Annotated in this window: 14 protein-coding genes; 5 read left to right on the top strand and 9 right to left on the bottom strand. The window is 39.6% G+C overall.

Annotated elements, in window-relative coordinates; translation table 11 throughout:
• Nucleotides 1-147: 147 nt before the first annotated feature.
• A complete protein-coding gene (locus tag MNY66_RS08450) occupies nt 148-687 on the top strand; it encodes a septation protein A (protein ID WP_053908278.1) in 540 nt (179 codons plus the stop codon).
• Nucleotides 688-801: 114 nt separating this feature from the next.
• Here the strand turns inward: MNY66_RS08450 and MNY66_RS08455 are convergent, their stop codons facing one another.
• Nucleotides 802-990 (bottom strand): YqaE/Pmp3 family membrane protein, encoded by a 189-nt coding sequence (locus MNY66_RS08455; RefSeq protein ID WP_047256180.1) that lies wholly within the window; start codon nt 988-990, stop codon nt 802-804.
• 518 nt (nt 991-1,508) lie between these two features.
• Between MNY66_RS08455 and yciA the strand changes: the two genes are divergently transcribed.
• Nucleotides 1,509-1,934, top strand: a complete 426-nt coding sequence (gene yciA / locus MNY66_RS08460; protein ID WP_047256181.1) for an acyl-CoA thioester hydrolase YciA — start codon at nt 1,509-1,511, stop codon at nt 1,932-1,934.
• A gap of 90 nt (nt 1,935-2,024) precedes the next feature.
• Here the strand turns inward: yciA and MNY66_RS08465 are convergent, their stop codons facing one another.
• Entirely contained in the window at nt 2,025-2,774 is a 750-nt protein-coding gene (locus MNY66_RS08465; protein ID WP_241500675.1) for a TonB family protein, read from the bottom strand.
• 124 nt (nt 2,775-2,898) lie between these two features.
• A complete protein-coding gene (locus MNY66_RS08470; RefSeq protein WP_047256183.1) occupies nt 2,899-3,078 on the bottom strand; it encodes a YciY family protein in 180 nt (59 codons plus the stop codon).
• Between the two features lie 387 nt (nt 3,079-3,465).
• On the opposite strand from MNY66_RS08470, the gene cls reads away from it, so the two are divergent.
• Complete coding sequence (cls, locus tag MNY66_RS08475; RefSeq protein ID WP_053908275.1) at nt 3,466-4,926, top strand: cardiolipin synthase; 1,461 nt, start codon at nt 3,466-3,468, stop codon at nt 4,924-4,926.
• Nucleotides 4,927-4,964: 38 nt separating this feature from the next.
• A complete protein-coding gene (locus MNY66_RS08480; RefSeq protein ID WP_047256185.1) occupies nt 4,965-5,297 on the top strand; it encodes an HI1450 family dsDNA-mimic protein in 333 nt (110 codons plus the stop codon).
• 102 nt (nt 5,298-5,399) lie between these two features.
• Here the strand turns inward: MNY66_RS08480 and oppF are convergent, their stop codons facing one another.
• The 6 genes from oppF to MNY66_RS08510 all read right to left on the bottom strand — a co-directional run bounded on the left by oppF (nt 5,400) and on the right by MNY66_RS08510 (nt 12,541).
• Entirely contained in the window at nt 5,400-6,401 is a 1,002-nt protein-coding gene (gene oppF / locus MNY66_RS08485) for a murein tripeptide/oligopeptide ABC transporter ATP binding protein OppF (RefSeq protein WP_241500676.1), read from the bottom strand.
• The gene (gene oppD, locus MNY66_RS08490; RefSeq protein ID WP_047256187.1) at nt 6,398-7,384 is read right to left on the bottom strand and encodes an ABC transporter ATP-binding protein; all 987 of its coding nucleotides are present in this window, start codon (nt 7,382-7,384) and stop codon (nt 6,398-6,400) included. Before oppD ends, oppF begins: the two co-directional genes overlap by 4 nt.
• A gap of 10 nt (nt 7,385-7,394) precedes the next feature.
• The gene (gene oppC / locus MNY66_RS08495; protein ID WP_047256188.1) at nt 7,395-8,303 is read right to left on the bottom strand and encodes an oligopeptide ABC transporter permease OppC; all 909 of its coding nucleotides are present in this window, start codon (nt 8,301-8,303) and stop codon (nt 7,395-7,397) included.
• Nucleotides 8,304-8,317: 14 nt separating this feature from the next.
• Complete coding sequence (gene oppB, locus MNY66_RS08500) at nt 8,318-9,238, bottom strand: oligopeptide ABC transporter permease OppB (protein WP_047256189.1); 921 nt, start codon at nt 9,236-9,238, stop codon at nt 8,318-8,320.
• 156 nt (nt 9,239-9,394) lie between these two features.
• Entirely contained in the window at nt 9,395-11,035 is a 1,641-nt protein-coding gene (gene oppA, locus MNY66_RS08505; RefSeq protein ID WP_241500677.1) for an oligopeptide ABC transporter substrate-binding protein OppA, read from the bottom strand.
• Nucleotides 11,036-11,896: 861 nt separating this feature from the next.
• Nucleotides 11,897-12,541 (bottom strand): YchE family NAAT transporter, encoded by a 645-nt coding sequence (locus tag MNY66_RS08510; RefSeq protein ID WP_047256191.1) that lies wholly within the window; start codon nt 12,539-12,541, stop codon nt 11,897-11,899.
• Nucleotides 12,542-13,191: 650 nt separating this feature from the next.
• Between MNY66_RS08510 and adhE the strand changes: the two genes are divergently transcribed.
• On the top strand, nt 13,192-15,846 hold the full coding sequence (adhE, locus tag MNY66_RS08515; protein WP_047256192.1) for a bifunctional acetaldehyde-CoA/alcohol dehydrogenase: 2,655 nt from the start codon (nt 13,192-13,194) through the stop codon (nt 15,844-15,846).
• Nucleotides 15,847-16,326 lie beyond the last annotated feature (480 nt).

Here is a 16,326-nt window from a genome sequence, read left to right on the forward strand (position 1 = left end):
AGAATAATTTGTAACACCAACAGTTAAGCGCTATTTGCACCGCAACGATGCAAACATATGATGGAATTAGCCATAATCAATGATCTTAGCTTATGACTATCGTTTGATGGCTAAATGACTTACAACAAAGGATCGGAAACAACTAATATGAAGCAACTGATTGAATTCATTCCACTCATTATTTTCTTTATCGTATATAAAAAAGTGGATATCTTTTATGCTACCGGCGCTTTAATGATTGCGACGGCATTAGCTATGCTTGTCACGTACTTGATGTATAAAAAAATTGAAAAAAGTGCCAAAATTACTGCGGGAGTAGTGATGGTTGTCGGTGCCTTAACTATTTTTTTCCATGATGCGGTCTTTATCAAATGGAAGGTCACCATTATCTATGGAATTTTTGCTTTAGCCTTACTTGGCAGCCAGTGGTTTACTGATAAACCCCTCATTCAACGAATGCTAGGTAAAGAGCTAACATTGCCGCCATTTGTTTGGACTAAACTCAATATCGCTTGGTCACTGTTTTTTATCGTCTGTGCGCTGGTAAATGTTTATGTCGCATTTTGGCTTTCAGAAGATATTTGGATCAATTTTAAAGTATTCGGGTTAACCGCAGCTACCTTACTATTTACGGTACTTTCTGTGGTTTATATCTATAAATATATGCCTAAAGAAGCCAATAAATAATTAGGTTTTAACAATACATCAATTAATCCTATTATTAATCCAAACTGGAAGTACTTTGCTCGAATAAAAACACCTGCTAATGCAGGTGTTTTTATATGCTGTATACATATTATGTTACCGGCCTAATGCACGGCGGATTTTTTCATCGGTTTTATATTGAGAGAGCGCGTAAACTGACCAAATAGCCGCGGGGATCCAGCCAATTAGGGTAACTTGTAAAATTAGGCAGATAATACCTGCAAAAGGACGACCAATAGTGAAAAATTGTAGCCACGGTAATAATATTGCCAACAATAGTCTCATAATCACTTAACCTCTGTTTATCCACATATTACTCATATAGTTTCTTTTTGGCGTATCAACTGTCCAGAACAATATTGGAAATCTAATCAAAATTAGTGGATTTAATTAAAATAGCTTAATAAATAGGTAAGATTTAATCACTATAGTAACCAAATTAGTGATTAAACAGCAACGCTAAGTACGCTTTTTTATCTATCTTTGCATAACCATAAATAAATAGATTTTTCTCCAAAGTATTATCGCATTGATTCAGCATTGTAATAACAAGCTATAAATTGGCCTATTTAGATAGTTTTTAAGTGTAAAAGTGGTGACGCTAGCTATTATTCTAGTTTATCATTGTTGAATAACCTAACTGGGTTAGTCATTAATTACTGGATAAATAGCTGCCGATAAGGATAATTATCAGCAGCATAGTTAACAATATCGTTAATTATAATTAATCTTATAATGCGATACCTAGGATGGCGCAAGCCATAATTTTATTACTACCATCATTTTATTGAAAAGAGTGATATATGCATTTACCGAATGGAGAGTTAGTACTTCGGACACTTGCCATGCCCGCAGATACCAATGCGAATGGTGATATTTTTGGTGGCTGGTTAATGTCACAAATGGATATCGGGGGCGCTATTCTGGCTAAAGAAATTGCATTAGGCCGTGTGGTTACTGTGGCAGTGAATGGCATTGAGTTTCAAAAATCGGTCTCTGTCGGTGATGTAGTGTGCTGTTACGCTCGCTGTCTAAAAACGGGAAACAGCTCAATCACAGTCAATATTGAAGTCTGGGTGAAAAAAGTATCTACAGAACCGGTTGGCCAGCGTTATCGAGCGACTGAGGCAACCTTTACCTATGTGGCTATTAATGATGAAAATAAACCACGTTTATTGCCGCCCGAAAAACGTAATTTCGTCTTAGAAGGTTCAGATTTATCGGCTTGATGGCGAGTAATTTAATTCATATTTGGTTTGATGAATAGATAAAAACACACCGGTGTTTTAATATTGAAAACACCGGTGTGTTTTATTGGTTTATATTTGGCTAACAGTTCCGTCAATTTTAAAGCGTATTTCAACAATTTTACCGGTTGTCGGTTGTGGTTTTTGTTCGTATAACCAACGGTTCATGGCTCGCTTCACTTCACGTTCAAATAATCCTTTAGGCGTAGCTTCAATAATTTCCACATTGGTAATTCGCCCGTCAGTATCGATATCATAACGTACTTTCACCACCCCTTCTTTGCCCAAACGGCGTGCCCTATCAGGATAACTAGGGGCTTGTCGGCGTAAGGCTTTTGGTCCACGCGCAGCATTACTTGACGAATTTGCACTTCCTTGGTTATCCGTTTTTACCGTTTGTGCAGCCGGTTTACCACTGTTTAGAGACTCAAGCGACTGGGTGTTTTTATCTGCTAACTTGTTTTCAATCGGCTTAGGAGGCTGTTTTTTCTCTCGTTTTTCTTCTTTCTTTGGTTTTGGCTTCGGTTTTGGTTTTACTTCAGGTTTTTTTTCTGCAATCGCAATCGCCGGTTTAACTACCGGGGGTGGCGGGGTCACTGGTTCGGGCTCTGGCTCAGGTTCTGGCTCAGGTTCTGGCTCGACCACAGCAGATGATGAGGCTTTCTCGGCAGCTGGCTCGGGTGATTCAAACGCCAGCATAGCAATAGTCATGGGCTCAGGGGGGGGCGTAACTTTGGGCTGGTTAAACATCCACGCCATAGCTAACCCAGCATGCAGAGCTAATGAAAGCACAATAATAAAAATCCAACGAATACAACGCATAGCCTAATTTTATCCTACTGCCGAAATTATTCGTGAAACATCATGGGCTATAGTTTAAATGCAAATAGCAATCATATTCAATAAGGATTATCGTTCAATCTTATTATTGTGCCAAAATTATGGCTTAAACCCATTCGTTCCATTCAGTAAATAACAGCGAACGACGGCTTTTATAAATATCTATCTTACGCATTGCGTAGATATGTAAATTACGCCGCGACTGTCCTTCTAGCCAACGGCGACGGCGGCGAGTGGCTTGTCTTAACATTCTCCAACGACCGACTTCATTACGACTGCGTCTCATCTTTTACCCTTAAATTCTCAAGAAAATATGAATGATAATATTTTGTTGCAATATTATAGACCTTTAAACTAGGGATCCAAGGGGATGAGATAAGTTTTCAATTCATGTTGATTCGATAGATTAAATTATTTATCTTTAAGTCATTTAGCGCCGAAAACAAACATTAAAAACAAGCGTCGAAAACAATGGCTGAAATGGTATTTTTATTAAAAAATGAAATCATAAAATGATAGCAGTAACTTTTATTGATTTATTTATTCATTTTCGCAGCTTTTAATCTAAATATTTGTTAAATTTAGCCAGCATCGGTATAAATCGTTGATTATCATTTGACTGTGATGATGTTCATTCACTTCACTTTTCGTCCCCCGAGGTTAGCATCTTAGTATGACAACAGTGTATACCCTATTGAGTTGGTTATTCTTTTTCCTTTATTGGCTATTAATTGCCGCTGTCACAGTGCGAGTATTGGTGAAGCGTCGTCCTGTCACCTCCGCCATGACGTGGTTATTAATTATCTATATTCTGCCATTAGTTGGGATTATTGCTTATATCGCCTTTGGCGAATTACATCTGGGCAAACGACGGGTAGCAAAAGCGCAACAAATGTGGCCTTCTGTCGCGACCTGGCTAGAAGGATTGCGGCACTCTAAACATATCTTTGCTACCGAAAATAGCGCTGTTGCTGAACCTCTGTTCCAACTATGTGAAAAACGCCAAGGAATTGCTGGGGTTAAAGGCAATCGTATTCAATTAATGACAACCTGTGAGGAATCACTAAAAGCCATTGTTAATGATATTAATAATGCCAGTCATTCAATTGAAATGGTGTTTTATATCTGGCAACCGGGAGGCTTAGTCGATGGTGTCACAGAGGCCTTAATCAACGCTGCAAAACGTGGCGTTAAATGCCGAGTTATGGTTGACTCTGCGGGCAGTTGGCACTTTTTCCGCGGCCCCTATCCTGACCAAATGCGTCAAGCAGGCATCGAGTTTATCGAATCATTAAAAGTTAGCTTGTGGCGTTTTTTCCTGCGTCGAATGGACTTACGCCAGCACCGTAAAATTATCTTAATTGATAATTATATTTCTTATACCGGCAGCATGAATATGGTTGATCCACGCTACTTTAAACAAGATGCGGGCGTCGGGCAATGGATTGATGTGTTGGTGCGCATGGAAGGGCCAGTCAGCACAACGTTAGGGATTGTATACGCTTTTGACTGGGAGATGGAAACGGGACAACGTATGTTACCGCCGCCGCCAGATACCAATATTATGCCGTTTGAGCGTGATGACGGTCATACGACCCAAGTTATTGCCTCCGGCCCGGGCTTTCCCGATGAGCTTATCCAGCAATCATTAATGACCGCTATTTTCTCGGCACGCAAACAGTTGATTTTTACCACACCTTATTTTGTGCCTAGTGATGATTTAATGCATGCCATATGCACAGCAGCAATGCGTGGCGTCGATGTCAGTATTATTATGCCACGGCAAAATGATTCATTTTTAGTGCGCTGGGCAAGTCGATCGTTCTACACTGAATTATTAGAGTCCGGTGTTAAAATTTATCAATTCGAAGATGGTTTATTGCATACTAAAAGCGTATTAGTTGATGGCGAATTAAGTCTTGTCGGCTCGGTTAATTTAGATATGCGCAGTTTATGGCTCAATTTTGAAATTACTGTCGTTATCGATGACAAAGTATTTGGTAGCGATCTCACCATCGTTCAATATGATTATATTGCTCGTTCTACCCGCTTGGAGCTTGAAGAATGGGAACAACGCCCATTCTGGAATCGTATTGTAGAACGTTTATGTTATTTCTTTAGTCCATTACTCTAACTTGTCCGTTACTCTAAATAGTTAAGGTGTTATCCAAGATGAATAGTTCTGTTAGCAATCAATTAATTACTGAAGATGATGCCTTAGAAATCGCGTATGATTTATTTCTAGAAGGTGCTAGCGAGCACTTAGAGCCGGCAGATCAAATTATCTTTAGTTTGCAATTTGAACAGTGTGGCGCGGCAGAAGTTATCGATGTGAGCGAAGATTGGCAGCAGCAATTAAACCGAGAGATTGATAGTCAACGTTTCTGTGAAGTAGTGATTGGGCTGGCGGAAGATGAAGATGCCGAACTAAAAGATATTTTCGCCCGTATTTTAATAAGCCGGGACTTATCACAGCCATTTTCACATATTATTTGGCGTCAATAATTGCCCGAGTTACTGTCATAACTCATTAATATTACAATTAAAACCAGAAAAACTCGGGCTGTTCTATACAGACCGAGTTTATTTGTCTCTTCACTGGCTAAATTATAACGGATCGATTTTCAAACATGAAACCGCATGCTTAAAACTGCCCTCTAGCAGTGGTTTAGTTCTACCACATTCGTCGTCGGCCAATGGACATCGAGTACGAAAAACACAACCTGAAGGTGGATTGATTGGTGAAGGTAGCTCACCTTCTAGCAATTCGATTGATTTATTTCGTTCTTTATCAGGATCGGGGACCGGTACCGCAGACATCAACGCTTTGGTGTAAGGATGCAGCGGTGAATTATACACCTGATCATAAGTGCCAAGTTCGACGGCATGCCCCAAATACATCACTAACACTCTATCTGAAATATGTTTTACTACGGCTAAATCATGAGCAATAAAAATTAATGATAGCCCCATTTCACGCTGTAATTGCTGTAATAAATTAACAACTTGCGCCTGAATTGACACATCCAGTGCCGATACCGGTTCATCGCAAATAATCAGCTTTGGCTCTAAAATCAATGCCCGGGCAATACCAATTCGCTGACATTGACCGCCAGAAAATTCATGCGGATAACGATTAATCAGATTGGGCAGTAGCCCAACTCTCATCATAATCTTTTTTACTTTTTCCTCGATTTCAGCCGATTTCATTTTCGGGAAATAGGTTTTCAGTGGCTCGGCAATAATATCGCCAATCGTCATTCTTGGGTTCAATGATGCCAAAGGATCTTGAAAAATCATTTGAATATCGCTGCGTACTTCTCGCCATTGTTGGGCATTCATGCCTAATAAATCGCGCCCTAACCAAGTGACTGCTCCCCCTGAAGCTTTCACTAAGCCAATGATAGCGCGGGCTAATGTGGATTTACCACAGCCGGATTCCCCCACGACACCTAAGGTTTCACCTTCGTAAAGTCGCAGTGTCACCCCATCGACAGCTTTCAGTGATTTATCGGCTTGCCAAAACCACTGTTTATGGTCTTTTATCGCGAAATGAACTTTTAGATCGTCAACTTCTAATAATACTTGGCGCTGTTCTAACGGGATCATGCCAACTCCTCAACGTGCTTAAAGCACGCTCGTAATCTATTTTGTGAGAATGCTTGTAACGTTGGCTCATGCTGGTGGCATCGTTCAAAAGCAAATTGACATCGAGGCCCAAACGGGCAGCCTTTAGGTAAACGTAACAGATTCGGGGGATTACCAGGAATAGTAGCTAAAATTTCACTGTTACCGTCTAAACGCGGTACCGCTTCAAGTAAGCCAATAGAATACGGATGGGAAGGCTGATAAAATACATCACGTGCAGTGCCATACTCCATGGTACGTCCTGCATACATGACTAAAACTTTATCACAAACTCCCGCCACAACGCCTAAATCGTGAGTTATTAGAATAATTGCTGTGTTAAATTCATGTTTTAGCTCATTAAGCAATATCATGATCTGTGCTTGTACCGTCACATCTAATGCGGTAGTTGGTTCATCGGCAATTAATAATTTTGGCTGACATAATAACGCCATAGCAATCATCACACGTTGGCGCATACCACCTGAAAATTCATGCGGGTACATCTCCATCCGCTTGCGAGCCTCGGGCATTTTCACCGCGTCAAGCATACGCACAGATCCTTCATACGCTTGCTGCTTACTCATGCCTTTATGCAAACGCAATACTTCAGATAACTGGGTACCAATTTTTAAATAAGGATTCAATGACGTCATGGGATCTTGGAAAATCATTGAAATTTCTTCAGCTCGCATACGATTAAGGTGTTTTTCGCTAAGATGCAAAATTTCGCGTCCGTTGAACTGTGCCGAGCCACTGACTTTACCATTTTTAGCTAATAGCCCCATTAAGGCAAAAGCGGTTTGAGATTTGCCTGAGCCTGACTCACCGACGATCCCTAAGGTTTCTCCCGCATTAAGTTCAAAATTAAGACGATTAACGGCAGTAACTTGACCGTCGGGTGTCGTAAATTCAACATTTAGCTCTTTGACTGAAAGCAATGATGTGGGCTGTATATTGTTCATTATTATCCCCTTAACGATCTTTCGGGTCGAGGGCATCACGCAAGCCATCGCCAATAAAATTAAAGCAGAATAAGGTGATCACCAAAAACGCTGCCGGAATTAATAATAACCATGGAGTGACTTCCATTGAGTTAGCGCCGTCGCTTAACAATGCCCCCCAGCTGCTTAAGGGTTCTTGGGTGCCTAATCCCAGAAAACTGAGAAAGGATTCAAATAAAATCATACTTGGAACTAGTAAAGAGGCGTATACCACTACCACCCCGAGCACATTGGGGACAATGTGACGCAAGATAATTTGCCGAGTTCTAACCCCGCCCACCAACGCTGCTTCAATAAACTCTTTACGCTTTAAGCCCAACGTTTGACCCCGTACGATACGAGCCATATCCAACCAAGAAACCATTCCGATGGCCACAAAAATGAGTAAAATATTCTGTCCAAATACAGTGACTAATAAAATAACAAAAAACATAAATGGGAAAGAGTTAAGGATCTCGAGTAAACGCATCATCAAAGAGTCGATTTTACCCCCTAAATAACCCGATAGTGAGCCGTACAATGTGCCCACAATGACGGCAACAAATGCCGCAGCAACGCCCACCATTAATGAAATTCGTCCCCCTATCGCCACACGAACTAGCAGATCACGCCCGGAGGCATCTGTACCAAAATAATGTCCACTGGCAAAATCTGGTGGCATCGACATCATATCCCAGTCGGTATCATCATAAAGAAATGGTGATAACATCGGGGCAAAAATCACAAATAGAGTGATTAGAAATAACAGACATACACTGGCTAACGCGGCTTTATTATTAATAAATCGCCGACGCGCATCTTGCCACAAACTGCGCCCTTCAATATCGAGCTGCTCGGAGAAACTTTCCAGAGCATCGCTGTTTTTTGAGTGTAATAACATAGCTTAACTCCAGATCAGTAACGGATTTTCGGGTCAATCACGGCATATAACACATCAACAATCGCATTAAAAGCGATGGTTAACACCCCGACCAAAATGGTTAAACTCAGCACCAGTGAATAATCCCGATTAAGCGCACCATTAACGAATAACTGACCGATCCCCGGTAAGCCAAAAATCGTTTCTACGACCATCGAGCCGGTGATAATCCCGACAAATGCCGGTCCCATATAGGATAATACTGGTAATAATGCCGGCTTAAGCGCATGGCGCAGAACAATTGTTCTGAGTGGTAACCCTTTAGCACGAGCAGTGCGAATAAAATTAGAGTGCATAACTTCAATCATTGAGCCGCGCGTAATACGCGAAATACTGGCAATATAAGCTAAAGATAAAGCTACCATCGGCAAAATCATATTTTTAGCCGCACCGCCATCCCAGCCCCCGCCGGGTAACCACTTCAGCTGAATGGCAAAAATGAGTACCAATAATGGCGCTACCACAAAACTGGGAATAACTACCCCCGTCATTGCGAATCCCATTACCGTAAAGTCCCATTTAGTATTTTGATTGAGTGCTGCGATTACTCCCGCAGAAACGCCAAACAATACCGCCACTAAAAAAGCCGTCGCGCCAAGTTTTGCCGATACCGGAAAGGCTCTCGCTACTAACTCATTAACGCTGTAATCTTTATATTTAAAGGAAGGACCAAAATCACCTTGAGATAATTGGGCCAAATAAGAAAAGTATTGTTTATAGATCGGATCATTTAAATGATATTTCGCTTCAATATTCGCCATAACTTCTGGTGGTAACTTTCGCTCGCCGGTAAATGGGCTTCCCGGTGCTAAGCGCATCATAAAAAATGAAATAGTAATTAAAATGAATAGTGTCGGTATCGCCTCAAGTAACCGGCGAATAATAAACTTTAACATTGCCCCTTCCTACTGAATAACTTATTCAGAGTGGTAATTTATACTGTGGTAATCCATTATTTGGACTCATTATTAGCGCCATGACCCACATTACTGCCACCATAAATAAATTAATGTGGCTTCGTAGCAGTAATGTGAGCAATAATCGGCATCTTATTATTTTTTGATAATATATAAATCTTTGGTATGTAGATTATCTAAAGGATCTTTACCGCTATATCCACCAACATACGGTTTAACTAAACGTGTATTCACATAATAATATAGTGGGACAATCGCCGAGTCTTGATCGACTAATTTCTCAGCTTGTTGATATAACTGGGCTCGTTCATTATCCGTTTTAGCCCGTAACGTTTCTTTAATTAACGCATCGAACTGTTTATTTTTATAATGTACCGTATTGTTACTACTGTATGACAACAACATATTCAAGAAAGACGATGGTTCATTATAATCCGCACACCATCCTGCACGCGCTACGTCGTATGTCCCTTGGTGACGAGTGTCTAAGAACGTTTTCCATTCTTGGTTCTCTAATTTAACATCCGCGCCTAAATTCTTTTTCCACATTGAAGCCGCGGCGATAGCAATACGTTTATGTAAATCCGAGGTGTTATATAATAAATTAAATTTCAATGGATTAGATTCATTATAGCCTGCTTCTGCCAGCAATTGTTTGGCTTTATCATTCCGCTGTTGCTGATCCATATTTTGATACCAATCCGGTTTTTCACTCTCCATTCCATCGGTAAACGGAGGCGTAAAACCATAGGCCGGAATATCCCCTTGAGCTTTAACTTTATAAGTTATGGTATCTCTATCCATGGATAATTTAAGCGCTTCTCGTACTTTAGGATTATCAAATGGCGGTTTCTCATTATTAATTTCATAATAATAAGTGCATAAATATGGATTAATTTTTAATTCATTCGGCATATTTTTTTGCAGCGATTTAAATTGTTCTATCGGCAAATTACTGTAAGTCATATCAATTTCACCGCTGCGATAGCGATTAACATCGGTTACTTCAGAAGAGATAGGTAAGAATGTCACTTGATCAATGACGGTTTTATCATTATTCCAATAGTTAAGATTACGCGCTAACACAATTCGCTCATTAACTGTCCAATCTTTGAGTTTATAGGCTCCATTTCCGACAAAATTAGCTGGTTGAGTCCATTTAGCACCGTATTTCTCGATAGTTTTTTTATTCACGGGGGACATAGAAGAATGAGCTAATAATTTGGGTAGATAAGGTACGGCCTCACTTAACGTCACGACTAGAGTATGATCATCAAGAGCTTTAACCCCTAATTCGGTAGGTTTTTTCTTCCCAACAATAACATCATCAATATTTTCAATATGAGCATATTGTAAATAGCTTGCGTAAGGTGATGCGGTATCAGGGCTAGCTAATCGTTGCCAGCTATAAACAAAATCCCCTGCCGTTACAGGGTCACCATTGGACCATTTTGCGCCCTCGCGAATATTAAATGTCCACTGGGTAAAATCTTTATTTTCCCAACTAATCGCAGAACCCGGTAATATTTCCCCATCTGGTCCAACAATAGTGACCCCCTCATACAAATCACGCGCTAAACTGGCTTCTGGTACACCTTCTATTTTATGTGGATCTAATGACTGAGGCTCAGAGCCGTTATTGCGTACCAAAGTTTGTTTATCGGCTAATTGCACCCCTTCAGGGACATTGGCCGCAAATGCCGCTCCTTGTGTCGCCGCCAATATTGAAGCAGAAATCCCCAGAGCCACACAAGTTTTATTAATATTTTTTATCATCTTATTACTCCCAATAAATAAACTGCCGTTGAAGTGGTGATGTGTTGTTTAGGTTCATTTTTATGATTAATAAGTGACGATAACTCACTGTAATTAAAAATTTTATTATATGTTAATCGATTAACTCGTTTCCTATATAACCGTTTAATCACTATAGGATCAAGCCGTTATTATCTTCATCTCAATCAGAACAGCTATCCGAGCCAAGTTTTAGTCTCTAAATTATACGCCGATGATAGAATTCAGTAGATTAATGAAAAATTAATCACTGATAACCTTCTCGTTAGTTATTAATTACTGAATAAGCGTTATAACTCTCAAAAATGTCATTAGGCATATGAAATTTAAAGACTAAATATATAAATTAATGTTGTTTAATTTCTTAAATCATTAGATTGAAAATAAACAATTTATTAACATAATACAAATTATTTAGCGTGAAAATTTACATTCATCACACATTTGTAAGATATTCCCCTTAGTTTATAAAAAAGTACCCTATTTAATCTTTCTTTCAACTATAGACGAGCAGCATAAAAAAATGCCAGTTGATAGGGAAAATTAAAAGCTAAGAAATTAAAAGGCAAAAAGTTAAAAGGCAGAAAATCAAAAACTATTAAAGTAAATTTGATTGAAACATGGTGAAATATCACACTGAGGGGGTATAGAGAGGATATTCTATCAATAGAATAAAAATAAATAAGCTAATAAGGATTCAATCGTTGTTCATTATTAATGTTCAGTTATTAATAAGAAAAAATACGAAAAGGAGCGTAACTCCGTGCTACGCTCTAACCCTGGTTAGAGATTCAAACGCAGCAGGAGATCAACATATAGAGGTATTAGCCATAGCACAAATATTTATAATAGGCCGGGAAAAATAGCTTTAATCCCTGTGACAATAAACTCAATACCCAGCGCCATCAGTAGCAATCCCATAATACGGGTAATGACGTTAATACCGGTCTGCCCCAGAAAACGCACTAATAAGGACGCGGAACGAAATAATAGCCAGCAGCAAAAAGCAAAAATAATACAGGTCAATGCCAAACCTAAAAAGTTTTGCCATCCCTGCCAGCGTGACGCCCAAACAATTGATGAACTAATCGCCCCCGGACCCGCCATTAATGGTAACGCCAAAGGAACCACGCCGACACTTTCACGGATAGCAGATTCTGATTTTTCTTGTTTATTCTGTTTATCTTCGCCTAATTTCCCATTAATCATCGACATAGCAATAGTAACAATCAATATCCCACCAGCAATCCGGAAAGAATCGATAGATACACCAAATAATTTAAGAATTAAATCGCCGACTAATAAAGAAATACACAAAATAATAGCAACTGAACCGTTAGCGACTAAATTTGTTTTATTTCTATCCGCAATTGTTTGATAGTTGGTCATGCTGATAAAAACAGGTAATACCCCTACCGGATTAACTAAGGCAAATAACCCAATAAAGAATTTAATGTAACCTGACAAATCTAGTAATGCTGAGCCCACGAATAACAGTCCTCTGTAAGTCTTAATTTTGTGATACGTAATTTTGTGATAATAGAATTCGAATCTACTGATGCTTTTACGCGAAGAAAGGTAATGTAACTTATCTCTATAATGTCTGCTATTTTTATTTACGGATCTGACCGTAAGCTTAATTTTTGTTAATAGATGAACTTTTAAGTTAACAAATCTTTCTTATCTATTTACACGACATTGACAGTAAATAAATATCTTTATTGATTAATAAAACAGCCATGCTGAATGGTGTCAGCATGGCTGTTTTGTGATTTAGATCACTTTATTTATCTACATTAATGCTAAGCTGTATTGCATTGAAACAGGCGGTATCAAGCATCAATTAATACTGTCGCCCTTGATTTAAAGAGCTTTTTAAGCCAATAAGCGGTATAAAACAGAGTTGTTGAAATTTATCACCTCAAAAGGTTAATTTAATTTTATTATTTTTATCCTTGTAACTCGAGGTATAAAAGTACCGCTAACAAGATCTTCGAACGACCAACGCTAGTCATTGATTCAATATACTGAGTTTATGGTTTTAGTCGTTTAAGAAATATTAGTTATCTTGTTGGTTTGGTTAACCATATGACTGCTCATTGGCTTAAAAAGTTTAACATTTATCAGGAGTAATCTTTATGTCAGTAACTAATGTTACCGAACTCAACGAACTGGTTGCCCGTGTCAAAAAAGCACAGCGTGAATTCGCCAATTTCCCACAAGAAAAAGTTGACGCAATTTTCCGTGCTGCTGCACTCGCCGCCGCAGATGCTCGAATTCCTTTAGCTAAAATAGCCGTAGAAGAATCCGGTATGGGTATTGTTGAAGATAAAGTGATTAAAAACCACTTCGCTTCAGAATATATCTATAATGCGTATAAAGATGAAAAGACCTGTGGGATCTTATCTGAAGACCCAACTTTTGGCACTATCACCATCGCCGAGCCAATTGGGATCATCTGTGGTATTGTTCCAACCACGAACCCAACATCAACTGCTATCTTTAAATCGCTGATCAGCCTGAAAACACGTAACGCGATCATCTTCTCTCCACATCCACGCGCTAAAAATGCCACTAATCGTGCCGCTGAAATTGTATTAAATGCCGCTATTGCTGCAGGCGCGCCAAAAGATATTATCGGCTGGATTGATGAGCCATCTGTCGCTCTGTCTAACGCGTTAATGCACCATGAAGATATCAACCTGATCTTAGCCACTGGCGGTCCAGGCATGGTTAAAGCCGCGTATAGTTCAGGTAAGCCCGCTATTGGTGTGGGTGCAGGTAATACGCCAGTGGTGATCGACGAAACCGCCGATATCAAACGTGCTGTTGCCTCTATATTAATGTCTAAAACTTTCGATAACGGCGTTATCTGTGCGTCAGAACAGTCTGTTGTAGTGGTTGATAAAATTTATGATCAAGTCCGTGAACGCTTCTCTACTCACGGTGGTTATCTACTGCAAGGTAAAGATTTAAAAGCGGTACAAGACGTTATTCTGAAAAACGGTAATCTAAATGCAGATATCGTCGGTCAACCTGCGACTAAGATTGCAGAAATGGCTGGTATTAGCGTCCCTGCGACCACCAAAATTCTGATTGGTGAAGTTAAAGTTATCGACGATTCAGAACCATTCGCACATGAAAAACTGTCTCCGCTACTCGCAATGTATCGCGGTAAAAACTTTGAAGATGCTGTCGAAAAAGCAGAAAAACTAGTTGAAATGGGCGGTATTGGTCATACTTCTTGTTTATATACTGATCAGGATAATCAGAAATCACGTATCGCACATTTTGGCGACAAAATGAAAACAGCACGTATTTTGATTAATACCCCAGCATCACAAGGGGGTATCGGTGACCTGTACAACTTTAAACTGTCCCCTTCTCTGACTCTGGGTTGCGGTTCTTGGGGTGGAAACTCTATCTCTGAAAACGTGGGTCCTAAGCATCTAATCAATACCAAAACCGTAGCAAAAAGAGCAGAAAATATGTTATGGCATAAACTTCCGAACTCTATCTATTTCCGCCGGGGCTGTTTACCAGTAGCATTAGAAGAAGTCGCTACTGATGGTGCAAAACGTGCATTTATCGTCACCGATGGCTACCTGTTCAATAATGGCTATGTTGAAGAAGTTGTACGCGTTCTGAAAAAATTCAATGTTGAAACTGAAGTGTTCTTTGAAGTTGAAGCAGATCCAACATTATCGATTGTGCGCAAAGGTGCAGCACAAATGAACGCCTTCAAACCTGATGTTATTATTGCATTAGGTGGTGGTTCACCAATGGATGCAGCTAAAATTATGTGGGTAATGTATGAACATCCTGAAACCCACTTTGAAGAATTAGCTTTACGCTTTATGGATATCCGTAAACGTATTCACCGTTTCCCAAAAATGGGGGTTAAAGCGAAAATGGTCGCGATTACCACCACTTCGGGTACCGGTTCTGAAGTCACACCATTTGCGGTAGTTACCGACGATAAGACAGGTCAAAAATATCCATTAGCGGACTATGCATTAACTCCGAATATGGCGATTGTCGATGCAAACTTAGTTATGAATATGCCTAAGTCTCTGACTGCCTTCGGTGGTTTAGATGCGGTAACTCATGCATTGGAAGCTTATGTTTCTGTATTGGCTAACGAATACTCTGACGGCCAAGCATTACAAGCACTTAGCCTGCTGAAAGCCTATCTGCCAGCCAGCTATCATGAAGGTGCAACTAACCCAGTAGCTAGAGAACGTGTTCATAATGCGGCGACCTTAGCCGGTATCGCATTCGCCAATGCTTTCTTGGGAGTTTGTCACTCAATGGCGCATAAATTAGGCTCAGAATTCCATATTCCTCATGGATTAGCCAATGCCTTATTGATTTGTAACGTTATTCGCTATAACGCTAACGATAACCCAACAAAACAGACTGCATTCAGTCAATATGACCGTCCTCAAGCACGTCGTCGTTACGCAGAAATCGCTGACCATTTAGGTCTGAGCCAACCAAATGACAATACAGCACTGAAAATTGAGAGATTGTTGGCATGGATTGAAGAAATGAAATCTTCACTGGGCATTCCAAAATCTATCCGTGAATCTGGTGTGGCTGAAGCTGACTTCTTAGCTAAAGTTGATAAATTATCTGAAGATGCGTTTGATGACCAGTGTACAGGAGCTAACCCACGTTACCCACTGATTGCTGAGCTAAAACAAATTCTTCTGGATACTTACTACGGCCGTGAATACTCAGAAAATGTGGTTGAAGCAGCGAAAGAAAGTAAAAAAGCCACTAAAAAATAATTATGGCGATCCCCCTAACTCATTAAGTTATGTTCGATAAGTACACGACTCGTATAACTTAACGTAAAAGGAAATCCCTCCATCAAGAGGCACTGATGATAAATCAGTGCCTCTTGTATTTCTGTTATTCCCTTAGCTCTCGTTATACAAACAAACCTTAATGACGTGACGTTAAAACTGCTGTTCTATCTTTTCACTATAATTTATCACTACGTTTTAAAATCTGTTTTACTCAATATTTTTCATGTCTATGTCATCCACATTCAGTGATCTGCAATAATTAGTCAGTACTACATATCATTATTTATCGCCATCAATTAATGACTATTGATAAATAGACTGCCATAATTTTGTGGGTATGGTTTTAAATAATACTGTTTTGTAGGAATATTGGATGTGAATTATTGGAGATTAACGGAGCATTAAATCACTGATTAACAGTTTAATAAAATACTGCGCCCGGTATTGTTCTTTACACAA

This window comes from Moellerella wisconsensis (assembly GCF_022592395.1).
Taxonomy (GTDB): Bacteria; Pseudomonadota; Gammaproteobacteria; order Enterobacterales; family Enterobacteriaceae; genus Moellerella; species Moellerella wisconsensis.